The sequence below is a fragment of the Streptomyces sp. WAC04114 genome (genome assembly GCF_019733245.1).
Classification (GTDB): domain Bacteria; phylum Actinomycetota; class Actinomycetes; order Streptomycetales; family Streptomycetaceae; genus Streptomyces; species Streptomyces massasporeus_A.
Window position 1 is genome coordinate 21,823 of sequence record NZ_JAIGQA010000017.1, and the last position, 22,056, is coordinate 43,878.

Genomic DNA, 22,056 nt, shown 5'->3' on the forward strand with positions numbered 1-22,056 from the left:
AGTGAAGCCCTGACGCACGAGGGGAGGCCCGGCTGCCCGGACGTCCTGTCCCTCACCGGAAGAGAGACCGCTATGGCGCACGAAGAAGACGCCCACCGAGCCGTGCCGGACGCGCCGGGGACGCCCGCCGACGCCGACGGCGTCACGCGCCGCCGCCCACTGCGGGAGTCGCACGTCGAAGAGACGGTCGAGGTCGCGGTGCCGGTGCGAACGGCGTACAACCAGTGGACGCAGTTCAAGACCTTCCCGCGCTTCTCCACCGTGGTGCGGGGCGTCGAACAGGTCAGGCCCACCGTGACCGCCTGGACCATCGGTTACGGACCCCTGCGGCACCGCTTCGCGGTCGAGATCGTGGAGCAGGACCCCGACGCCTACCTGGCGTGGCGCGGTCTGGAGCAGCACCCCTCCCACCAGGGCGAGGTCGAGTTCAGGCCGACGGAGTCCGGCGGCACCGCGATCACGGTACGGATGCTCCTGCAACCGCGGGGAGCCGCGAGGATCCTCACCCGCTCGTCCAGGGCCGCCCGGCTGACCGCCCGGCTGGTGCGCGGCGAACTTGTGAACTTCAAGCGGTTCATCGAGGGGCTGGGGCAGGAGGGCGGGGCCTGGCGCGGCACCATCCGCAACGGTCGCGTACAGCACGATCACCCGGAACCGCCCAGGAGCCGCGTGGCCCAGTGGCCCGTCGGCTGACCTGCGTACCGGACACGGCAAGAGAAAGGCGTACCGATGCAGAACCCGCCCGGCGAGGAGCCGGAGACCAGCCTCTCCGTGACATCCCCGAAGAAGTGGGCTGCCGGAGTCCCCGCGGTCGTACACGCGCTGGAGTACTCCCTGGAGCAGACCTCCCCGCGCAAGACCGGGGTGGACCTGCTGGCCATGAACCAGGTGGGCGGGATCGACTGCCCCGGCTGCGCCTGGGCGGACCCGGCCCCCGGGCGGCGCCATCGCAACGAGTACTGCGAGAACGGCGCCAAGCACATCAACGACGAGGCCACCACGCGCCGGATCACCGCCGACTTCTTCCGTGAGCACAGCGTCTCCGACCTCGCCGGACGCTCCGACATGTGGCTCAACCAGCAGGGCCGGCTCACCGAGCCGATGATCAAGCGGCCCGGCTCCGGGCACTACGAGCCCATCGGCTGGAACGACGCCCTGGGCGTCCTCGCGCAGGAGCTGACGGCCCTGGACTCCCCCGACGAGGCCGTCTTCTACACGTCCGGCCGCGCCAGCAACGAGGCAGCCTTCGTCCTGCAGCTCTTCGCCCGCGCCTTCGGCACCAACAACCTCCCCGACTGCAGCAACATGTGCCACGAGTCCAGCGGATTCGCACTCAGCGAGACCCTCGGCACCGGCAAGGGCACCGTCAGTCTCGACGACCTCCACCATGCCGACCTGATCTTCCTGGTCGGGCAGAACCCGGGCTCCAACCATCCTCGCCAGCTCTCCGCCCTGGAGGAGGCCAAGCGGGGCGGCGGACGGATCGTGGCGGTCAACCCGCTGCCGGAGGCCGGGCTGCGGCGCTTCAAGAACCCGCAGAAGCCGAGCGGGATCGTCGGACGCGGCACCCAGATCGCCGACCGCTTCCTGCACATCAAGCCCGGCGGCGACCTCGCCCTGTTCCAGGCCCTCAACCGTCTGCTGCTGGAGGCCGAGGACGCCCGGCCCGGCACCGTCCTGGACCACGACTTCATCGACGCCCACACCACCGGCTTCGAGGAGTTCGCCCGGCACGCCCGCACCGTCGACTGGGACGACGTGCACACGGCGACCGGACTGACCCGCGAGGAGATCGAGAAAGTCCGGGACGAGGTCCTGAAGAGCGAACGCGTCATCGTCTGCTGGGCGATGGGCATCACCCAGCACAAGCACGGCGTGCCCACCGTCCGGGAGATCGTCAACTTCCTCATGCTGCGCGGCAATCTGGGGCGCGCAGGCACCGGCGCCTGCCCGGTGCGCGGGCACAGCAACGTCCAGGGCGACCGCACCATGGGCATCTGGGAGCAGATGCCGGACACCTTCCTCGACGCCCTGCAGAAGGAGTTCGGCTTCGACCCGCCGCGCCCGCACGGCCTGGACTCGGTGAACGCCATCAAGGCGATGCGCGAAGGCCGCGTCAAGGTCTTCCTCGCCCTCGCCGGCAACTTCGTCCGCGCCGCGCCCGACAGCGACGTCACCGAGGAAGCGATGCGCTCATGCCGGCTGACCGCCCACATCTCCACCAAGCTCAACCGTTCGCACACCGTCTGCGGCGACACCGCGTTGATCCTGCCCACCCTGGGCCGCACCGAGCGTGACGTCCAGGCCAACGGCGAGCAGTTCGTCACCGTCGAGAACTCCATGAGCCAGGTGCACACCTCCCAGGGCCGCCTGGAGCCGGCCTCCCCGCTGCTGCTCAGCGAGGTGGCCATCCTGTGCCGGCTCGCCCGCCGCACCCTGGATGGCAAGGCGGACATCCCCTGGGAGAACTTCGAGGGCGACTACCGCACCATCCGCGACCGCATCTCCCGCATCGTGCCGGGCTTCCACGACTTCAACGCACGGGTGACCCGCCCCGGGGGCTTCCAACTGCCCAACCCGGTCAACGAGGGCGTCTTCAAGAACGCGGTCGGCAAGGCCCTGTTCACCTGCAACGAGCGCGTTGTCCCCCGGGCCCCCGAGGGGCACCTGCTGCTGCAGACGCTGCGCTCGCACGACCAGTGGAACACCGTCCCCTACACCGACAACGACCGCTACCGCGGCATCCACGGCAGCCGCCACGTCGTGCTCGTCAACCCGGCCGACCTGACCGAACTCGGCCTCGCCCAGGGAGATCGCGTCGACCTGGTGAGCGTCTGGGCGGACGGCACCGAGCGCCGGGCAGCGAACTTCGAAGTCGTGCCCTACCCGGCCGCCAAGGGCTCGGCCGCCGCGTACTACCCCGAGACGAACGTCCTGGTGCCGCTGGACAGCGTCGCCGACATCAGCAACCAGCCCACGTCGAAGGGCATCGTCGTCCGCCTCGAACCCACGCCCGACCGGACACAGCCCACACCCGCCTGACCGACGGCCGGATCTCGTCACCACGACGGCATCCGGCCAACCCTTCACCCCCTTTCCGTCCTTCGGACAACCGCACAACCGGTCCGGTCCTCTCACAGCGCGGGCGGAGCAAAACGCCCCTGACGTGACGGCCCCGGCCCGGACCTCGCGGACGCGCCGTGCCGCCTGCTTGCTTCCCAAGCACCGGAGGACGAGGGAACCATGACCAGAAGACGCACCGCTCGGCTGCGGCGTACGCTGCTCGCCGGCACCACGGCCGTCGCCGTGACGGCCGTGACGGCCGGCATCGTGGCCGCAGCTCAGGAGCCTGCCAAGGCCGCGAAGGGACCCGAGCTGAGCCTCGTGGCGGCGACCAATTCGGTGACGCTCACCTCCTGGAAGGAGGAGCCGGGGGTGTACCTGGACCTCGGCACCTACCTCATCGCCGAGGGGACGCCGCTTGAGCTCAAGGTGACCCGGAAGTCCTACAAGGACCCGGTGGCCGTCACCCAGACCGTGTACGAGGGCGGCAAGCCCAAGGCGAAGAAGCTGCCCACGGGCACCGTGAAGGACTTCTCCGGGCTGCCCGGCTTCTCGGAGATCACCCTCACCGACAAGGCCGGCAAGAAGGTCCTCACCCGCAGTGAGGGCTTCTGTCCGAACAACGCCAGCGGCCGAGTGCGGCCCGACGCACCCTCCACCTCCAAGTATCCGGAGAGCTGCCCCACCAACCCCTTCACCCTCGGCTCCGTGTGGGGCGTGGAGAAGGGTTGGGCGGCCAACACCTACGGGGGCTCCTACAGCGAGCCGGTCCAGCTGCCGGCCGGTACGTACACGGCCAAGGTCGGTGTCGCCAAGAAGTACCGCGACCTGTTCGGCATCACCGACAAGGCGGCCACGGTCAAGGTGACCGTGGTGGAGCGCAGCCAGGAGGGCGAAGGGGGCTCCGCCGGCTCGGCGCCCCGTTCCGCGAAGGCCGGTGGCGCCGGGCACGGTGCGGGCCATCAGGCTCCGACCGAGCACGCCGGGCACGGTGCCGGTCATCAGGCTCCGACCACGCACGCCGGGCACGGGCCGGGGCATGCGCCGAGCCGCGCCGAGGCCGCCGCGCCGGTGACGAGCGGTGCGGGTCCCTCGTACAACGTGGGCCACGGTCCGCTGAAGGCCGCGCCGCCGGCCCTGCCCTGGGCGCTGAAGAAGAAGCAGTCCGCGCTGTCTCAGCAGGCCAGGGATGCCGGCGGCCAGACCGACGGCTCGCGTCAGGCGCCCGCCCTCAAGCCGCTGTCGAAGCGGCCCGCCGGCAAGCCCTCCGTCCCGGACGTCCCCAAGCCGGACCTGCGCTCGCTGCCGGCCTACGGCATCACCATCAGCGACGGCGACGAGGACGTCCCGGGCAAGGACTACCTGGCGTTCAGCGCCAACGTCTGGAACGCCGGCCCGGCGCAGCTCGTGGTGGACGGGTTCCGCAAGCCCGGCAAGGCGAAGATGGACGCCTTCCAGTACTTCTACGACGCCAAGGGCAAGCAGGTCGGCTACACCCCGACCGGCACCATGGAGTGGGACCCGCGCCCGGGGCACGTGCACTGGCACTTCACCGACTTCGCCAGTTACCGGCTGCTGAAGGCCGACAAGAAGGAGGCCGTGCGCAGCGGCAAGGAAGCGTTCTGCCTGGCCAACACCGACGCGATCGACTACACGGTGAAGAACGCCAACTGGCACCCGTACAACACGGACCTGGCCACCGCCTGCGGCGAGGAGAACTCGATCTCCGTCCGCGAGGTGCTGGATGTCGGATCCGGTGACACGTACACCCAGGACCTGCCGGGCCAGTCGTTCGACATCACCGGGGTGCCCAACGGCACCTACTACATCCAGGTGCTGGCCAACCCCGAGAAGCGGCTGAAGGAAACCAACCTCGACAACAACAGCGCCCTGCGGAAGATCGTGCTCGGCGGCGAGCCGGGGAAGCGGACGGTCACCGTGCCGGCGCACGACCTGGTGAACGCCAACTGACCCCAAGGCTCGACGGGGAGGACGCCCCCGCCCGAGATCAGGGCGGGGGCGTAGCCGTCCACGGTATGGGAGGTGTACGGGGCGACCGCAGGCGGTCGTGGAGGGCCGCGAACGTGCTGGGAGAGTCACGGCCGCAGCGACCAGGATGCCGACGAGCGGGCGAGGACACGGGCGAATCCGACGCCGATCGGACCGGACAGGTTCTCTCTCGCAGCCAGGTCGCCCGCACCCGGCAGGGCACAGCCCGCCTCGTCGGTGTGGCCGGTGGGCCGTGTCCTGCCGAGTCTCGTCAAGCAGCCGTTCTTGGCTCAGCCGCCGTTCTCGGCTCAGCCGCCGCTCTTGCGCCGGAACGACCGCTGGTTGGCGGCCGGGCCGTGCGCGCCACGGATCTTCGACGCGTGGGGATTGGCGGCGAGGTCGGCGGCATCCGCCTGCATACCGCGCTTGCGGGCCAGGGCCTCACGGAACTTGCGCTTCAGATCGTATTGTCCGTCGGCGTCGGGCGTGAGGGCAGGGCTCTCGGCGTCAGCCGACTCCGAACCTTCTGGTGATGGAGACTCTGCGGCCATGGTGACCTCCTGGGCTCGGACGTTGGAGAGCACAGCTTGTCATGCCGAGTACCGCATGAGGCGCCACCGACGATCATTGCCCGCCACTCCGGCTCACATCCGGGGTTCAGGCGGAGGCATCCTCAGCCACGGCGAACCGCTCCGAGCTGGGCCCGGTGCAGACCGGGCGCGGTGAAGCGCTGTGCCACCGCGCGCAGGACGCGGTCCATCGCCTGGGCGGGTGGCGTGGCGGGGCGGGCGGTGGCGCGGGCGAGGAGGATGCGGCGGGTGGGGGCCGGTACGTCGGACGCGAAGGGCAGGAGGCGTACGTCGCTGCGCCGACTGGTGAGGGCCAGGCGGGGGGCGAGGGCGATCCCGAGTCCGGCGGCGACCATGGCCTGCGCCTCCTGGTAGTCGTGCGAGGAATAGGCGATCCGCGGCTCGAATCCCGCCTGGCGGCAGCTGCGACGAAGGACGTCGGCGACAGGGTGGTTGTCGGCGCGGATGATCCACTCCTGGTCGGCGAGGTCGCCGAGTCGCACGGCGGGATGGGTGCGCAGGGGTGAGTCCGCGGGGACCACCAGCACCGTGGGGTCGTCCAGGAGGTGCGTGAGGGAGAGCGCCGGGTCGTCGAGGCGGTTCCACTCGTAGTCCCAGAGCAGCCCCTGCTCCACCTCCCCGGTGTGCAGCATCTCCCGTAGCTCCGCGAGGACGCCGGCACGTACCTCGATACGGATTCCGGTGTGGCGGCGCCGGAAACGGGTGAGCGCGAGCGGCAGCAGGGATGCGCTGGCCGTGGGGAAGGAACCGAGCCGGAGCGTGCCCTGATCGAGGGCGGTGAAGGAGTCCAAGTCGGCCTGCGCGGCGCGTAGTTCACGGCGGATCGCCTGACCGCGTTCGGCCAGCGCGGCACCCGCCGGGGTGGGACGGATACCGCGCGGCAACCGCTCGATCAGGGGTTGCCCGGCCTCCTGCTCCAGCAGGGACATCTGCTGTGAGGCGGCGGAGGTGGTCATGCCGAGGGCCTCGGCGGCGGCGGTGAGCGAACCGCGTTCGGTGGCTTCGGTGAGCAGCAGCAGTCGGCGCACGTTCAGCATGCCGGTGACTTTAGCTGAGCTAAACCCATGTGAAGCGAACTGCGATTGTTCCGAAGTCACGTCTCTGCGAAGGTCTCCGCAATCGCCGAGCGGTTCACCGGCCCGCAATGCGCGCTTCACCACCGACTCGGCCCCTCCCTCCCCTCTCGTCGCATCAAGGAAGAGCCTCAGACGTGCACACTCCCGCGACCCTGGTGCGTGGCGGCACCAGTAAGTGCTGGCTGTTCAATCAGGTCGACGTCCCCGCCGGCCGTGGCGAACTGGAGAAGCTGCTGGTCTCCGCGTACGGCGCGACCGATCCCGTGGAACTCGACGGCGTGGGCGGGGCGACCCCCACCACCTCGAAGGCCGCGGTTGTCGGCGCCTCCCCCGAACCCGGCGTGGACGTGGACTATCTCTTCGCCCAGGTCGGAATCGGCACCGGCTCGGTCGAGTGGACGAGCAACTGCGGCAACTGCGCCACAGGGGTCGCCCTGTACGCGGTCGCGAAGGGCATGGTGGCGATCACCGGTGACCGGACGCGTGTGGTGATGCGCAACACCAACACCGGCGCGGTCCTCGAAGGGCTCGTGGACACCACCGGTGGCGTCGTACACCACTTCGGCCGCCAGACCGTACCCGGCACGCGTGCCGGCGGGGTCGCCGTCGGCCTCACATTCCGCGATCCGGCCAGTGGCACCACCGGTTCACTGCTCCCCACCGGGCGGGCCGCGCAGGACGTTCCGGTCGCTGCCGCCGAGCCGGTACGGGTGAGCATGGTGGACGCCGGAGCACCCGTCGTCCTCGTCGACGCCCTCGAAGCCGGCCGCACCGGCGCCGAGCCCCTGGAAAGGGTCGGCACGGATGTGCCCTGGCTGCGCACCGTGCGCCATACCGCCGCACCGCTGATGGGACTGCTCGAGCCCGGCGAGGAACCGGGCGACGCGGTGCCCAAGGTGGGCCTGGTGGGCCCGCCGGTGCCGTACACCACCACCCTCGGCGAACGAGTCGCCGGCGAGGACTACGACATCTCGGTGCGCATGCTCAGCATGAACGCCCCGCATCCGGCGATCGGCCTGACCTCCGCCGTCGCCGTCGCGGCGGCCGGGCTCGTCGATGGCTCCGTGGTCTGCGGGATCACGGGCAGCCCGACCGACGAGTGGCTGCGGCTCGGCACACCCGCCGGCATCGTCGCGGTCCGCTGCACCGACGTACGAGACGGCCTGCCGCGGCGGGTGACCGTGCAGCGTGCGGCACGGCTGCTGGCCGACGCCCGTATCTACGTCCCGGAAACAGGGCGCTTCCACGTCACGGGAGCAGGCCGCACACAAGCCGCCTGACCGGGACGGACATCACCTCGGTCGGCCGGTCCCCCAGCCGTACGCACCGGGATACCCTCGCGCCCTCGGGGCGCGCCCCTCCCCCATCGCACCAAGGACAAAGATGTCTGCTGAAGTGATCTCCATAGGCGCGCTGTTGGTGATGTTCGTGGTCGGCACGGTGCTGCCGATCAATCTGGGCATCCTCGCCTTCGTCGCCACCTTCGCGGTCGGCACCGCCTCGCTCGGCCTCACCGAGGACGAGATCTTCGGGGGGTTCCCGGCGAAGCTCTTCGTCACCATCGTCGGGGTCACCTACCTGTTCTCCGTCGCCCGGCGCAACGGCACCATCGACTGGCTCGTCGCGGCCGGGGTGCGGCTGGTGCGCGGCAAGGTCGCGCTCATCCCGTGGGTGCTGTTCCTGGTGGCCGCCCTACTGACGGCGTTCGGCACGTTCACTCCGGCCGCGGTCGCGATCCTCGCGCCGATCGGTATGAACTTCGCCTACCGCTACAAGCTCAATCCGCTGGTCGTCGGCATGATGGTGATCAGCGGCGGTCACGCGGGCGCCTTCTCCCCGCTCGCCGTGTCCGGTGCGCTGGTGCTCGGCCTGGTCGACAAGACCGCACTGCAGGTCTCCGCGGTGACGCTGTTCAGCGCCAGCTTCGTGATCAACCTGGTGCTCTCGGCACTCACCTACGCGCTGCTCGCCAAGCGCCCCGCCCCGCTGGCCGAGGGCTCCGAGGAAGCGGCCGAGGACGAGGACCTCGCCGTGTCCGGCAGGCCCGACTGGCGCCAGTGGCTCACCCTCGCCTGTCTGGTCGCCCTCGTCGTCGGCGCTCTCGGTTTCCACCTGGAGATCGGCTTCCTGGCTCTCGCGGCCGGAGCGCTGCTGGCCCTGGTGGACATGAGGCGGCAGGAAAAGGCCGTGGACGGGGTCAGTTGGTCCACCCTGCTGCTGGTCGCGGGCATGATGACCTACATCGCCATGCTGGAGAAGGCCGGCATCATCGAGAACATCTCCGAGCATGCGGCGGGTTTGGGCGCACCGGCCGCCGTCGCCCTGCTGCTGTGCTTCACCGTGGCCATCACCTCGGCCTTCGCCTCCTCCACCGCGATCCTCACGGCGATCATCCCCATCGCCGTGCCGCTGCTGCTCTCCAGCCACCTCAGCGCCGCCGGGCTGATCGCCGCGCTCGCCGTCTCCACGACGATCGTCGACACCTCGCCCTTCTCCACCAACGGCGCACTCGTCCTCAGCAACGCCCGCGGGGTGGACGGTCGCCGCTTCTACCGCCAGGTCATCGGCTACACCGGTGGGATCGTCGCCCTCGGACCTGTCGTGGCGTGGGGCGCGCTGGTCCTGCCCTGGTCGTAGCGGGGCGGCTGAGTGCCGAGACCGTTCCCCGTCAGGCCGGGCGGATCACACCCTTGATCGCCGACTGACCGGCGTAGAACACCGACTCCTCACAGATGCGTGCTCCCGGGCCCGGTGCGTGAATCATCGTGCCGTTGCCGCTGCAGATACCGACGTGGCGGAGGTCGTCGTGGAAGAAGACCAGGTCTCCGACCTGAACGTCAGCGAGCGTGACCTGCGTCCCCGCTCTCCACTGGGCCTCGGCGGTCCGGGGAAGCGTGACGCCCGCGGCCTTCCACGCGGCCTGGGTGAGACCGGGGGCATCGTACGATCCCGGCCCGACCGCGCCCCATACGCAGGGCCGTCCGATCTGCGCTCGGGCGAAGGCGATCACCCGCTCGGCCTGGGTTCTGTGGGTGGTGTCCGGCGACTGCCAGGATCCTCCGTAAGCCGCTGATGTGACGGTGGTCGAGGGGGTTTCCCAAGCCGCGGAGGTGACGTGTGCCGCCGACATGGCATCCGCTGTGGGCACCGCTAGGGCGGGTATGCCGGTCGGCTCGGCGGGCAGGGCCGGAGCAAGTGCCGTCGCGGCAGGCGCGGTGAGGTCCGGCAGAACGGTGGGATAGGTAGCGGTGAGGTCTGGACCGGTGGGCGGCGCCGTGACGGGCTGCGGGGCGAGCACTGGCCCGGAATCCAGGGCGGGAGAGGCTTCGGGCTCGTACAGCGGCCATGGCGCCACCGGGTCGACGGAGGCCGGCGGCGCATCGGCACGCCAGGCGTGCTCGTCCCGTCGGGATTCGCCTGCGGCGCCCGGTGCGAATGGTCTGCCGGAGAGCTGCGGGAGAGCAGCGGTCGGCGGTGTCTGAGCTGATCCGCCGGTCAGCTCCCATGCAACTCGGGTGGGCGCCTCGAGAACCTCTGGCGTCCTGGGCGTCCTTGGTGCTTCGAGGGCGAGAGGCTCGGCGGGACGTTCGACCGGGCGCACGGGGCGCGCCGCCCGCGGTGCGCGGTCGGGAACGGCCGGCAACCTTCTCTCCGGCAGCGACGCCGACACCGTCGGGCCCAGCTTGGCCCGGGCGGCGTCGAACCACTGCCGGGCAAGGCCTGCGAGCGCAGGCTCCGCGTCCTCCGGGGAACGATCCCGGGTGCTCGTGTCCCGCTGACGCGGGATCGCGGCGGCGCGGGTCGCGTTGAATCTGCCCGTGTCGCTCTCGGCCCGGTCGTAGAGGCTGTCGACATACCGCCGGACCTCGTCGGGGCTCGGCGCCTCGCTCTCAGTCGTCAACGCGGGCACCAGCAGACTGCGAGAGTCGGACCTCGGCGGTGAGGGCCACCGGGGCAAGGGAGTTGACCCTGACCGCGAAGCCGGTCACTCCGGGGCGCGAGGTTCGTTCCGGCGCCATGGAATCAGCGCTCCTTTCATCCGAGCGTGCATGAGACCACCTGCCAATCGATGGAACTCGTGCAGACGGTGACCAACTTAGCCACCTTGTGTTCCTCCCGTGAAGATCGAAGCCGCAAATGCCCGATATGCTTTTGTGACCTTGCTCCCTTCCTCGGATGCGACCGGCAGACCAAGTCGGCCACCGAGCCGGCTACTTGTCCAACCGGGCAGGGCACCGACGCAGGGCCGCCGCGACGATGTCGTCGAGAGGCTCGCGCGGGACTTCACCGCCGCTCACCAGTCGGTCGAAGACCAGCCCGTCGATGCAAGTCAGCAGTGTGTGCGTGCGGTTCCCGGCATCAGCCCCGCCCCGACCAACGAGGAACAGCCGGACGGCCTCCCTGCCGGCGTTCTCGCGAGGGACGAGGATCTCGCGCAGCTCGGGGTCGCGCACGCTCTCGATGATGCAGGCGTAACGGGCGAGCGAGCGGCGGCGGCCCTCTCCGGTGAGTCGCTGTCGGGTGAGCAGCACCAAGCCGTCCACCAGTTCCTCGGCGGTGCGGATGGGCGGGAGACGGTCGGCCGTCGATTGCAGCTCCTCCTGGTCGAGTTGGACCAGGCGAGTGGCGAGTCCGGTGAGCAGCGCGGCCCGGGTGCGGAAGTACGCCGACGGTCGGGCCCGGCGAAGCCGAGTCGCCGTACCTGTCGCTTCGCCCGCACCGCATGTCCGTGGTGCGATGGATATGGGGGGCGGAAAGGAGAGCGATCATGTCCGCAGCGAAGCGATCGGGAGTTTCCGCCTCAGTGTCGGTCCGTCCGCTGGTCGAGCCGGACCTGGACCGGGCCGACGAGATCTTCAGGGTCGCCTTCGGGACCTTCCTCGGGGCCCCTGAGCCGGAGACGTTTTTCGGGAGCGCCGACTACGTCCGCACCCGCTGGGCGGCAGATCCACACGCGGCCTTCGCAGCGACCGTCGAGGGCGAGGTCGTCGGATCGAACTTCGCCGCCGACTGGGGCAGCGTCGGATTCTTCGGCCCACTGACCGTACATCCGGATCTGTGGGACCAGGGCATCGGCAGGCGGCTCATGGAGCCGGTCATGGCCTGCTTCGACACCTGGGAGAACCGCCACCTCGGCCTGTTCACGTTCTCGCACAGCCCCAAGCACCTCGAGGTCTACCGCCGGTACGGTTTCTGGCCCCGATTCCTTACGGCGATCATGAAGAAGCAGGTCGCCCACGACGCCGGGGCCCCCGGCCGCGTGCTGTACGGCGGGCTGACCGACGCCGAGCGGCCCGACGCACTGAGCCTCGGCCGCGCCCTGACGGAGGCCGTGTACGAGGGCCTGAGCCTGGAGCGCGAGATCGTGGCCACACAGGCGCAGGGGCTCGGGGACACGGTCCTCCTCGAGGGCGCCGGCTCCGACCTCGACGGTCTGGCCGTCTGCCACTGCGGTGCGGGGTCGGAGGCCGGTGAGGACGTGTGCTTCGTCAAGTTCGGCGCCGTGCGGCCCGGCCCGGACGCCGGGGACCGGTTCGAGCGCCTGCTGGACGCGTGCGAGCAGCTGGCCGCGGAGAAGGGTCTGGGGCAACTGGACGCCGGAGTGAACCTGGCCCGCCAGGATGCCTACCGGCGCATGGTCGATCGCGGCTTCCGTACCTGGCTACAAGGCGTGACCATGCACAAGCCCAACGAATCCGGCTACAGCCACCCGGATGCCTACGTGATCGACGACTGGCGCTGAGCCCGCCCCGTGCCACGCAACAGAAGCCACGGGACGCCAGTACATGCAAGCGGCCTCGCCTGTGTGCGCTCCCGGATTGGCGGGCAGCGTCTTCTCCTTGCAGCCGGCGGCGTCGATGGTGTTGTGGGCCATCAGGACCAGCGGGGCCGGTGCGATTCCGGGCGTCACAGGGTGCCGGGGATGTCACAGAGGGTGAATTCGCCTTCGAGGGCTCCGTCGTCGAGACGCTGTTCGGCATGAGTGATGTCGGGCTGGCGGGGTCTGCTGCTGATCCGCCAAGATCTGGGCGTGACGAAGCACGAAGCGGAACTGGTGGCCGTGTTGCGCGAGCTCGATGATCCCGAGTGGTTGGAGCGGCCCCGGGACTACGACCCTGGTGAGACTGGCGCGTTGTTCAACGACCTCGTGGCCCACCTTGAGGACGACTTCGCCACGCCATGTCTCAGTGATCGAGACACGCAGGATTCCAGTGAATACGGACGGATCACCGTGCCGGCAGATGCGACTGTGTGCGGAAGCCGGATCGTCGTCTGCATGAGCAAGTTCGGCTCCCTGGCGCTGGTCTGTGCCGACAATCCTGGCGCCTTCCTCGGCACCGGGGAAGCACAAGCAGAGGGCGAGTTGGACGCTGCGGATCTGAACAAGGTCTGCGGGACTTTGACCAATCTCGGGTACGCGATCGTGCCCGAGGAACTACTGGAGTGCGACTACGCCGGGCCGAGCCAGCTGCCTCGGCATTGCCGCGCCACTGTGCTGCCTGCTTCACCTGAAAGGGTCAAGGGATGCCGTAAGTCGTGGCCGGGATGAATAGTCGGCCTTCAGCCGGTGAGACATTCGGTATGACCGAACCCTTACCGGACAGCCCGATTCCGGCTCTCGGCGTACCGCTTTCCGTCCCGGTCGTCTTCACGGCCGACTTCACCTCCACCACCCAATGAGTCGCGGGTCGTTCATGGGCCTATCCCGGCGGAGGCCCGGTCAATCCGCGCGATGACAAGCTCGACTACTTGGTCTCCGACCCCGCGTACAGCCGGACAGGCGTCTTCCGCGCCAGGCGACGGCCGGACGGCCGGTGGAACACCGGGCTGCTCACCACCGAGGGAAGCGAGGAGGGATTCACCGTCCGCCCCAGGTACGGCTTCCCCAGGAGATCGGCGCTTGGCCCGCAATCTGGACCTGGCGGGACGGCGATCAGGAGATCGACGTCTTCGAGTACCACGCGGACAACCCGGACCTCCTCGAATTCACGAACCACGTGCGCGGTACGAACCGTTACCACCAGGACGAGGCGGTCCGACCGGGCGCACAGGTGAACCTGCGCACCGTGTTCGGCTCCCGGTCGGTGGAATGGTGGCTCAACGGCAGGCGGGTCTTCGCCGACGGACGAGGCGTGGGACGCAACTGGCACGCCTACCTCATCGTCAACCTCTCCGTGTGCGCCGGGCGTTACCACCCGCCACCCCAGCCGGAGACGACCGCGATGTCATACGAGGTGAGCCACCTGGTCGTACGGCGACCCGCGACGACGGGCACGGCGGTCGTCGGCGACACGTAGACGTCGTCTCGCGCCCATCGCGGTCACCAGCAGCCGCCGGGCTGCGAGATGCACTGCTCGGCTCCCCCTGATAGGGGGTCGGCTGAGAGTTCCCCGCACGGATTCCTGCCGGTGCTCCGTCGGCTCTGGTGTTCAGTGCGAGATCGGTGTCCTAGAACAACCTTCCCTGATACCCACGTTGGACGGGGCGCGCAGGGGACCCGTCTTTTCCTGTCGGAAGCGGATCGTCACCGAAGAGAGGCGCCGTACCGCACTCGTCCAGCTCTGCGGGGATCCGTCCGTCCACCTCGGGGCGGGGCGGCGCGTCACGATCGAAGTCGTCCGGAGTCATGCACACCCAGTCGCGGCCACCTTGCTCACCCACTCGTCCTCACCGCCTCTCCCCCGGGCCTTCCCCAAGAAGGTTTCCCCGGATCAAGTGTTGCCCATCCTTGATCAGTTCCACCATCGGGGCACCTGCCCACTGGCTCGGGCCCGGGCGAAGCCGCCGCGGGTGCGGCAGGATGGACGGGTGCGGATGCGACCAGTGCTGATCTTCGACGGGGACTGCGGCTTCTGCACCACGTCCGTGGGCATCGCCCGGCGGCTGGTGCGGCCCCGCTGCGACGTTGTGGCATGGCAGCACGCGGACCTCGCGTCGCTCGGCGTCACTGAGGAGCAGGCCCGCCACGAAGCCCTGTGGGTGACACCCACCGGTCGGGTGTACGGCGGGGCGCAGGCCGTGGCGAAGGTCCTGCTGAGCGCGGGCGGCGTGTGGTCCGTCGCAGGAGCGGTCCTCACCCTGCCGCCCGTGCGCTGGGTCGCCCATGGCGTGTACCGACTCGTGGCCGACAACCGCGGGCGACTGCCGGGCGGGACGGCGGCTTGTGCGGTGCCCGGCACGAAGAGTCGCCGGGCGTAGCCTGGCGACGTCCGTGACGTCCGTGACGTCCGTGACGTCCGTGACTCCGTGACGTCCTCGGCGTCCCTGGCCATGGGATGGCGGGGGCGTGATGCGACGAGACGGGCAGCCTGTCGCGGATCCTCCCGTCATGCCGCTCCGGCGTTGTCCCGTTGCAGTGCCGCGCGCAGCCAGTCGTCCGCGGAGCCCGGCGTCGGCCGCGGGCTGCTGCCCGGCGGAGTCAGGACGATCGCGGTGAGTTCCCAGTAGCGGTCCAGGCGCGGATCGGCCGACAGGCGGGCGTCGAGCAGGCGGCGGAAGTCGGGGGTGTCCCGGCTGCGGTAGGCGCTCGCGTAGGCCGCGACATAGGCGTCCAAGGCCTCACCCGGGCGCGGGTCGTGCGCCCTGCGCAGGTGCGGGGCGGCGAGTTCGAACGCTTCCACGAGGCCCGCGTACAGCAGGGCGGCGCCGTCGGCGCCCGCTACTCGGTGCACTTCTGGTTGGGGCTGTCGGCTTCCTGGGCATGGAGCCGTCGTCATGGCGTGGAGCTGGGCGAAGGCGAGTGCCTGGGACGGGTGCGGTTCGTCGGGCGGCTGGGGGACGGCCACCTCCAGGAATGCCGCGGTCGCCCGGCGCGGCATCCGCGGTGGCAGCCAGGTGCGCCAGAACCTGGCCAGTGGTGCGGTGCTCGGCGGGGTGTTCAGCGTGCCCAGCAGCCGCAGCCGGCCGGCGCGTTGGGGCGGTGGGCAGTCCCGCACCAGTTGGAGTGCCGCTTCTCGCCAGCGCAGGGCCTTGAGCTCGCTGCCGAGATCGCGCAGGCGGCTGTCGACGGCGTTTTCCAGGACATGGCCGGCTTCGTCGTCGTCCTCGAGGACGCGGCGTATCTCGGGCAGGGGCAGGTCAAGGGTGCGCAGCGAGCGGATCAGCTGCAGTCGTTCCAGTGCCTGGGCGCCGTAGCGGCGGTGTCCGCCACTGCTGCGGGCGGCTTCGGGGAGCAGGCCTTGGTCGGAGTAGAAGCGGACGGTCTTCACCGTGGCACCGGCGCGCTCGGCGAGCTCCCCGATGCTCCACAACAGCTCGTGCGACGTAGACAGTTGAACCTCCCTTAAGGGGAGTTCCTACGGTACCGGTGCGCGGGGAACGGCAGCTGCCGTGGCCCGCGGAGGACGGCGTACGCGACCGGCGCGGCGCCATGTGACGATCCCGGGGAGGCCTTTGTGCAGGTGTTCATCATGGTGGCGGGTGTGTTCACCGGGGCCCATGTCTGGCAGGAGACGGCCGAGGGGCTGGTCGCGGCGGGCAGCGCGGCGCACGCCGTCCCGCTGACGGGCATCGACCCGGCGAGGCCCGCGACGCCGGCGCACGTCGGTCTGGAGACCCACATCGAGGACGTGATCGCGGCAATCGACGCGGTGGAGGCGACGGACGGGCAGGAGATCGTGCTCGTCGGTCACGACTACGGGATCCACCCGGTGCTCGGCGCCGCCGATCGGCGGGCGGAGCGCGTCGCACGCGTCGTGTACCTGGACTGCGGGATGCCGCAGAACGGTGTTCCGCCGCTGGCCGCCGTTCCGGACCAGGCTCTGCGCGCGCAGTTGACCGAACGTGCCGAGGCCGGTGAGCGCGAGGGCGTGCTGGCGCCGCCGGGCCTCGAAGAGTGGGGACGCTGGGGCAGTACCGCCGGTGTGGGCGAGGCGGCGCTGAAGCGCCTGACCGCGCTGGCAGCGGCGCAGCCGCTGGGCACCCTGCTGGAGCCGCTGCGGCTCACGGGAGCGGTGGCCGCGGTTCCCGTGACCGGCGTGCTGTGCGCGAGCAACGGCGCCCGCATCGACCTGGTGCAGAGGCTCGTGGACTTCGGTGACCCCGCGCTGGCCGTCCTCACCGAACCTCAGGTCACCTTCTTCGAGCTGCCCACCGGCCACTGGCCGATGCTGTCCTGCCCCGACGCACTGGCGGAGGTCCTGCTGGGGGCCGCGGCCGGGCAGGGGCATCGTCTGCGGCGGGCCGGTAACGATGTGCAGGCGCCGGCCCACCTGCGCCCGTTCCCGCTGGACGTACCCGAGTTGCCCCGCGACCGCCACGGGCATGTCGATCTGTACGTCCCCGACGGTGACGGCCCGCGACCGGCCGTGGTCTTCGTGCACGGCGGACCTGTGCCGGCCGGGGCGCGGCCGCGCCCCCGTGAGTGGCCGACCCTGGTGGGATACGCCCGCCTGGCGGCCGCCGAGGGCATGGTCGGCGTGACACTCGACCACCGTCTGCACGACATCGCGGACTACGACCGCGCCGCCGCGGACATCGCCGCCGCGGTGGAACTGGTGCGGGCCGACGCCCGGGTGGACGCCGACCGGATCGCCCTGTGGTTCTTCTCCGGCGGCGGCCTTCTCAGCACGGACTGGCTGGCCCGGCCACCCGCCTGGCTGCGCTGCCTGGCCGCCTCCTACCCCGTCCTGGCCCCTCTCCCCGCCTGGGGAATGTCCGGCACCCGCTTCCACCCCGCCAAGGCGGTCGATCAGGCGGGGCCCCTGCCCGTCGTCCTCCTGCGCGCCGGGCGAGAAGCACCCGAAATCGCCGCGACCGTCGATGCGTTCGTGAGCGCGGCCAAGGGGAGCGCAGCGCGGCTGGAGTTGGTCGATGTCCCCAACGGCCACCATGGGTTCGAGACCATCGACCCACCGGAGGAGACACGGCCGGCCCTGCGGCGTGCGATGGGCTCGGTGATCGCCCACCTGACCGGCTGAGGGCCTCCCGGATGCGGTGTTCCCCCCGGTTCATGGTGGCGTCAACTCCACCTCGGCCGGGGGGTGAACGTCATTCTGCCGCCGGAGAATGATCTGAATACTGAGCTCCATGAGCAAATCCATGGCGCTTCCGGTGAACCCGTCGACGCAAGGGGAACGACAGGAGCGGAACAGGGGAAGCGATTTCGCGGAATTGTCTCGGCGTATAGCCGAGGCCGGGCTTCTCCGGCGCCGTCCTCTGTATTACACGGTTCGATTCGGACTGGTCGCCCTCGCCCTGACGGGATGCGTCGGCGCGTTTCTCGCGATGGGGGACAGTTGGGGTCAGATGTTCGTCGCCGTCGCTCTGGCCGTGGTCTTCGGGCAGCTCGGACTGGCTGCGCACGATCTCGCCCACCAGCAGGTCTTCTCCCGGCGGCGGCCCAGTGAGGCAGGGGGGCTGCTGGTCGCCGACCTGTTGCTGGGCATGAGCTACGGGTGGTGGATGAACAAGCACACCCGGCATCATGCGAACCCCAATCACGAAGGCAAGGATCCGGACGTCTCGCCGGACATTCTCGTCTGGTCGCGCCGGCAGGCGCGCACGGCCAGGGTTTGCCGCGCTTCATCGGGAAGCATCAGGCCGCGCTCTTCTTCCCGCTGCTGACCCTGGAGGGCTTGAATCTGAGTTTCAGCAGCTTCCGCGCGCTGAAAAGTACGTCGGTGAAGAGGCCCGTGCTGGAGTGCACGCTGCTCATGACTCACTTCGCGTTGTACTTCGGCGGCCTGTTCGCAGTCCTCTCCCCCGCCAAGGCGCTGCTCTTCCTGGCGGTCCACCAGGGCCTCTTCGGCATCTACCTCGGTTCGGTGTTCGCACCCAACCACAAGGGGATGCCGATGATCGAGGAGGGCACCCGGCTGGACTTCCTGCGCCGCCAGGTCCTCACCTCGCGCAATGTCCGGGGCGGCGCAGTGGTCGACGCCTTCATGGGCGGGCTCAACTACCAGATCGAGCACCACCTCTTCCCCAGCATGCCGACACCGGCACTCGCCAGGGCGCAGGTCATCACCGAGCGGTACTGCGCGGAGCTGGGCATCCCGTACCACCGGACGGGGCTGATCGCCTCGCACCGGGAGGCACTGCGACACCTGCGGAGCGTCGGTGAGCCGCTGCGCGCCCCGGCCGAGGGCTGACCCCGTGGACCGCCGGGCCGCAGCCGAGGGCTGACCCGGTGGGCCGCCGGGCCGCCGGGCCGCAGCCGAGGGCTGACCCGGCGGATCCGGCCGTGGGCGTCAGTGCAGCGGCTTGTCCAGGACCGCCTTGCGGTGGCTGAAGGTCTCGATGGAGTAGCGGCCGTGGTAGTTGCCCATGCCGCTCTCCCCCACCCCGCCGAACGGCAGGTCGGAGACGGTGAGATGGGCGAGGGGAAGGCCATGGCCGAGGCCGCCCGAGGAGGTCTCGGCGGCGAACCGGCTTCGCGTCCCGTCGGACTCGGCGAAGACGTACAGGGCGAGCGGCTTGTCCCGGTCGTTGATGAAGTCGATCGCCTCGTCGAGGCCGGGGACCGTCACGATCGGCAGGATGGGGCCGAAGATCTCCTCCCGCATGACGGGCGCGTCGGGATCGACGTCGGCCAGAACGGTGGGCGCGAGGTACTTCGCCGTCCGGTCACTCGTGCCGCCCACGACGGTGCGTCCGGAGTCGAGCAGGCCGGTGAGCCGGTCGAAGTGCCGTTCGTTGATGATCCGCCCGTACTCGCCGGAGGTGGCCGGGTCGCTGCCGTACAGCGCCCTCACTGCGTCCGCGAGCAGCGGCTCCAGGGCCGTCGCGGTCTCCGGATCGGTCAGGACGTAGTCGGGGGCGACGCAGGTCTGTCCGGCGTTGAGGAACTTGCCGTGGGCCAGCCGCTCCGCGACGACGGCCAGGTCGGTGTCGCGGTCGACGAACGCCGGTGACTTGCCGCCGAGTTCGAGGGTGACCGGGGTGAGGTGCTCGGCGGCGGCGCGCAGCACGATACGGCCGACCGTGCCGTTGCCGGTGTAGAAGATGTGGTCGAAACGTTCCGCCAGCAGGGCCGTGGTCTCGGGAACGCCCCCCTCCACCACGGTGACCGCGTCGGTGTCGAGGTACGCCGGCAGCAGCCGGGCCAGGGCAGCGGAAGTGGCCGGGGACAGCTCGCTCGGCTTGGCGACCACCGCATTGCCCGCGGCCAGGGCGCCGACGACCGGGGCGAGCAGGAGCTGGGCCGGGTAGTTCCAGGGCGCGATGACGAGGACGACACCCAGCGGGTCGTACTGCGTCCAGACCGTCACGTCCGCGCCGAGGTGGGCCGGGGTCGGGGCGGGCTCGGGACGCAGCCAGTCCGCGAGGTGATCGAGGGTGTGGTCGATCTCACGGACGGTGAAGTCGATCTCGGTGCGGTAGGCCTCGGTGGTGCTCTTGCCCAGGTCGGCGTGGAGGGCTGCGGCCAGGTCCGCGCCGTTCTCCGTGAGCATGTCGCGCAGTCGGCGCAGCTGGGCCGTGCGCCACTCGACGGGCTTGGTACGTCCGGTGCGGAAGGTGGCGCGCAGACGGGCGACGATGTCGGCAGGCTGCTCAGGGGCGGAGTGGTTCACGGGTTCCTCGCAGGGTCACGGTCGGATGTATATGCCAACCTTCTGACCGCACCTCTGGATTCCACCGTTTCCGCATCACATCCGTGCCGTGTGTCACAGCGGGTCGAGTCCCCGCCGCAGGACGCGCGCGCGAGGCGGCGGCGGGGATCGACCAGGCGGCTCCTGGGCGGCGCCGTTCGGTCGGCGGGCCGCGGGGGCCTTTCGAGGGTCAGCGGGTCCTGAATCGGCGGAAGAGGTTCCGGGCCACATACACGCCCGGGCCGCCGAAGCCGACGATGTCGACGCGTCCGTCGCCGGTGATGTGGGCGAGGAACCGTGGGTGATGGCCCACCCGCCAGGCGCCGGCGTCGTCGTTGTACCCGAAGCCCCGGAACACCAGCTGGGCCTGCTCGAATCGGCAGTCTCTACGGTTGTGCGCCACCCAGACCCCTTCGCCCACCGCCGACCGCAAGCGGTACTCGGCCGGCTGCGCGCCGCCGCCACGCCGGTACCGGCGCTCTGCGATGGTGACGCGCACAACGGACAACCAGGGACGAACAGCGGGACACCAGATCACGCAATCGTCTGGAAAAGGAGTGTTTGCCCAACCTGCGCCCCAGGGCGTCCTGTTGACGGGGTGAGGCGCTCACCAGGATACGACCGAAGGGCCAGTCACCCTCGGGAGGCAATGACAGGCGAGGCGTTGACGCTGCCGGGCTGGGGGTGTGGGAGCAGGCGCGTGGGCGGGACGGCAGCGTAGCCATGCCCGCCCTGCGGCGTCCCGTCAGCCGGCGGCGAGGAGCTGCAGCGTGTCGATCACGCGGTTGGAGAAGCCCCATTCGTTGTCGTACCAGGCGACCACCTTCACGTGGCGGCCGTCGACGCGGGTGAGAGCCGAGTCGAAGATGGACGAGGCGGGGTTGCCCACGATGTCCGAGGAGACCAGCGGGTCCTCGGAGTATTCGAGGATGCCGGCGAGCGGCCCCTCGGCCGCGGCACGGTAGGCGGCCAGCACGTCGTCGCGGGTCACGTCGCGGGCGACCGTCGTGTTGAGTTCGACGATCGATCCGACCGGCACCGGCACGCGGATCGAGTCGCCCGACAGCTTGCCGTCCAGGCCGGGCAGGACCAGTCCGATCGCCTTGGCGGCACCGGTCGTGGTCGGCACGATGTTCACGCCGGCGGCCCGGGCGCGACGGGCGTCGCGGTGCGGACCGTCCTGCAGGTTCTGCTCCTGCGTGTAGGCGTGCACGGTCGTCATGAATCCGTGCTCGATACCGGCGAGGTCGTCGAGCACCTTCGCCAGCGGGGCGAGCGCGTTGGTGGTGCAGGAGGCGTTGGAGACGATTGTGTGCAGGTCCCGGTCGTAGGAGTCGGTGTTGACCCCGAAGGCGAGGGTGACGTCGGCGCCGTCCGACGGCGCGCTGACCAGCACCTTGCGCGCGCCCGCGTCGAGGTGGGCGCGGGCGGCCTTGGCCGAGGTGAAGCGGCCGGTGGCTTCCAGGACGATGTCGACGCCCAGTTCCGCCCAGGGCAGCTGCGCCGGGTCACGCTCGGCCAGCACCTTGATCCGGCGGCCGTCGACGACGAGGACATCCCCCTCCACGGTCACCGGACGCCCGAGGCGGCCGGCCGTCGAGTCGTAGGCGAGCAGGCGCGCGAGCGTGGCGGGCTCGGTGAGGTCGTTGACGGCGACGATCTCGAGGGCGCTGTCGCGCTCCAGCAGGGCGCGCAGCACATTGCGCCCGATGCGGCCGAATCCGTTGATGGCGATGCGAGTCATGAGTGATGTCCCTTCGGTATCGCCACCAGGCTCGCTCGCCGCTCACGCCGCCGACAGTGGCG

Annotated in this window: 16 protein-coding genes and 4 pseudogenes; 11 read left to right on the forward strand and 9 right to left on the reverse strand. The window is 70.2% G+C overall.

What is annotated here, in order from left to right; genetic code table 11:
* The first annotated feature begins 72 nt into the window (after positions 1-72).
* The 3 genes from K4G64_RS07670 (at position 73) to K4G64_RS07680 (ending at position 5,034) form a co-directional block, all read left to right on the forward strand.
* Positions 73-693 (forward strand): SRPBCC family protein, encoded by a 621-nt coding sequence (locus tag K4G64_RS07670; protein ID WP_221755272.1) that lies wholly within the window; start codon positions 73-75, stop codon positions 691-693.
* A gap of 36 nt (positions 694-729) precedes the next feature.
* Positions 730-3,042 (forward strand): FdhF/YdeP family oxidoreductase, encoded by a 2,313-nt coding sequence (locus K4G64_RS07675; RefSeq protein ID WP_221755273.1) that lies wholly within the window; start codon positions 730-732, stop codon positions 3,040-3,042.
* A gap of 201 nt (positions 3,043-3,243) precedes the next feature.
* Positions 3,244-5,034: a lysyl oxidase family protein gene (locus tag K4G64_RS07680; RefSeq protein ID WP_221755274.1), complete on the forward strand. Its 1,791-nt coding sequence runs from the start codon at positions 3,244-3,246 to the stop codon at positions 5,032-5,034.
* A gap of 326 nt (positions 5,035-5,360) precedes the next feature.
* Here the strand turns inward: K4G64_RS07680 and K4G64_RS07685 are convergent, their stop codons facing one another.
* Positions 5,361-5,603 carry a DUF5302 domain-containing protein gene (locus tag K4G64_RS07685; RefSeq protein WP_079129310.1) on the reverse strand — a complete coding sequence of 81 codons (243 nt, stop codon included), beginning with the start codon at positions 5,601-5,603 and terminating at the stop codon, positions 5,361-5,363.
* 122 nt (positions 5,604-5,725) lie between these two features.
* On the reverse strand, positions 5,726-6,679 hold the full coding sequence (locus K4G64_RS07690) for a LysR family transcriptional regulator (protein WP_221755275.1): 954 nt from the start codon (positions 6,677-6,679) through the stop codon (positions 5,726-5,728).
* A gap of 173 nt (positions 6,680-6,852) precedes the next feature.
* On the opposite strand from K4G64_RS07690, the gene K4G64_RS07695 reads away from it, so the two are divergent.
* Positions 6,853-7,998, forward strand: coding sequence for a PrpF domain-containing protein (locus K4G64_RS07695; RefSeq protein WP_221755276.1), 1,146 nt, complete (start codon positions 6,853-6,855; stop codon positions 7,996-7,998).
* A gap of 103 nt (positions 7,999-8,101) precedes the next feature.
* Positions 8,102-9,355, forward strand: a complete 1,254-nt coding sequence (locus tag K4G64_RS07700) for an SLC13 family permease (RefSeq protein WP_260460141.1) — start codon at positions 8,102-8,104, stop codon at positions 9,353-9,355.
* Between the two features lie 31 nt (positions 9,356-9,386).
* Here K4G64_RS07700 and K4G64_RS07705 read toward each other — a convergent pair whose 3' ends face one another.
* Positions 9,387-9,848, reverse strand: coding sequence for a C40 family peptidase (locus K4G64_RS07705; protein ID WP_221755277.1), 462 nt, complete (start codon positions 9,846-9,848; stop codon positions 9,387-9,389).
* Positions 9,849-10,929: 1,081 nt separating this feature from the next.
* A complete protein-coding gene (locus K4G64_RS07710) occupies positions 10,930-11,361 on the reverse strand; it encodes a TetR family transcriptional regulator C-terminal domain-containing protein (protein WP_260460146.1) in 432 nt (143 codons plus the stop codon).
* A 161-nt stretch (positions 11,362-11,522) separates the two neighbouring features.
* On the opposite strand from K4G64_RS07710, the gene K4G64_RS07715 reads away from it, so the two are divergent.
* Positions 11,523-12,461 carry a GNAT family N-acetyltransferase gene (locus K4G64_RS07715; protein ID WP_221755278.1) on the forward strand — a complete coding sequence of 313 codons (939 nt, stop codon included), beginning with the start codon at positions 11,523-11,525 and terminating at the stop codon, positions 12,459-12,461.
* Positions 12,462-12,551: 90 nt separating this feature from the next.
* Here K4G64_RS07715 and K4G64_RS39915 read toward each other — a convergent pair.
* Positions 12,552-12,706, reverse strand: a pseudogene (locus tag K4G64_RS39915) (alpha/beta hydrolase); the annotation flags it as partial.
* Between the two features lie 43 nt (positions 12,707-12,749).
* On the opposite strand from K4G64_RS39915, the gene K4G64_RS07720 reads away from it, so the two are divergent.
* The 3 genes and pseudogenes from K4G64_RS07720 to K4G64_RS07730 all read left to right on the forward strand — a co-directional run bounded on the left by K4G64_RS07720 (position 12,750) and on the right by K4G64_RS07730 (position 14,917).
* On the forward strand, positions 12,750-13,268 hold the full coding sequence (locus tag K4G64_RS07720) for a hypothetical protein (protein ID WP_221755279.1): 519 nt from the start codon (positions 12,750-12,752) through the stop codon (positions 13,266-13,268).
* 32 nt (positions 13,269-13,300) lie between these two features.
* Positions 13,301-14,016: pseudogene (locus K4G64_RS07725) on the forward strand (beta-glucanase).
* 511 nt (positions 14,017-14,527) lie between these two features.
* Positions 14,528-14,917 (forward strand): thiol-disulfide oxidoreductase DCC family protein, encoded by a 390-nt coding sequence (locus K4G64_RS07730; protein ID WP_221755280.1) that lies wholly within the window; start codon positions 14,528-14,530, stop codon positions 14,915-14,917.
* A 128-nt stretch (positions 14,918-15,045) separates the two neighbouring features.
* Here the strand turns inward: K4G64_RS07730 and K4G64_RS07735 are convergent, their stop codons facing one another.
* Complete coding sequence (locus K4G64_RS07735) at positions 15,046-15,990, reverse strand: MerR family transcriptional regulator (RefSeq protein WP_221755305.1); 945 nt, start codon at positions 15,988-15,990, stop codon at positions 15,046-15,048.
* Between the two features lie 123 nt (positions 15,991-16,113).
* Here K4G64_RS07735 and K4G64_RS07740 point away from each other — a divergent pair, with 123 nt between their 5' ends.
* Together K4G64_RS07740 and K4G64_RS07745 are read left to right on the forward strand one after the other, a co-directional pair.
* Positions 16,114-17,637 (forward strand): alpha/beta hydrolase, encoded by a 1,524-nt coding sequence (locus K4G64_RS07740; protein WP_221755281.1) that lies wholly within the window; start codon positions 16,114-16,116, stop codon positions 17,635-17,637.
* A gap of 121 nt (positions 17,638-17,758) precedes the next feature.
* Positions 17,759-18,810 (forward strand): annotated as a pseudogene (locus K4G64_RS07745) (fatty acid desaturase).
* Between the two features lie 99 nt (positions 18,811-18,909).
* On the opposite strand, the gene K4G64_RS07750 reads toward K4G64_RS07745, so the two are convergent.
* From K4G64_RS07750 to gap, 3 genes and pseudogenes are all read right to left on the reverse strand, one after another.
* Positions 18,910-20,232: an aldehyde dehydrogenase family protein gene (locus K4G64_RS07750; protein WP_221755282.1), complete on the reverse strand. Its 1,323-nt coding sequence runs from the start codon at positions 20,230-20,232 to the stop codon at positions 18,910-18,912.
* Positions 20,233-20,440: 208 nt separating this feature from the next.
* Positions 20,441-20,665: pseudogene (locus K4G64_RS07755) on the reverse strand (hypothetical protein); the annotation flags it as partial.
* A gap of 330 nt (positions 20,666-20,995) precedes the next feature.
* Positions 20,996-21,994, reverse strand: coding sequence for a type I glyceraldehyde-3-phosphate dehydrogenase (gap, locus tag K4G64_RS07760; protein ID WP_221755283.1), 999 nt, complete (start codon positions 21,992-21,994; stop codon positions 20,996-20,998).
* Positions 21,995-22,056: the final 62 nt, after the last annotated feature.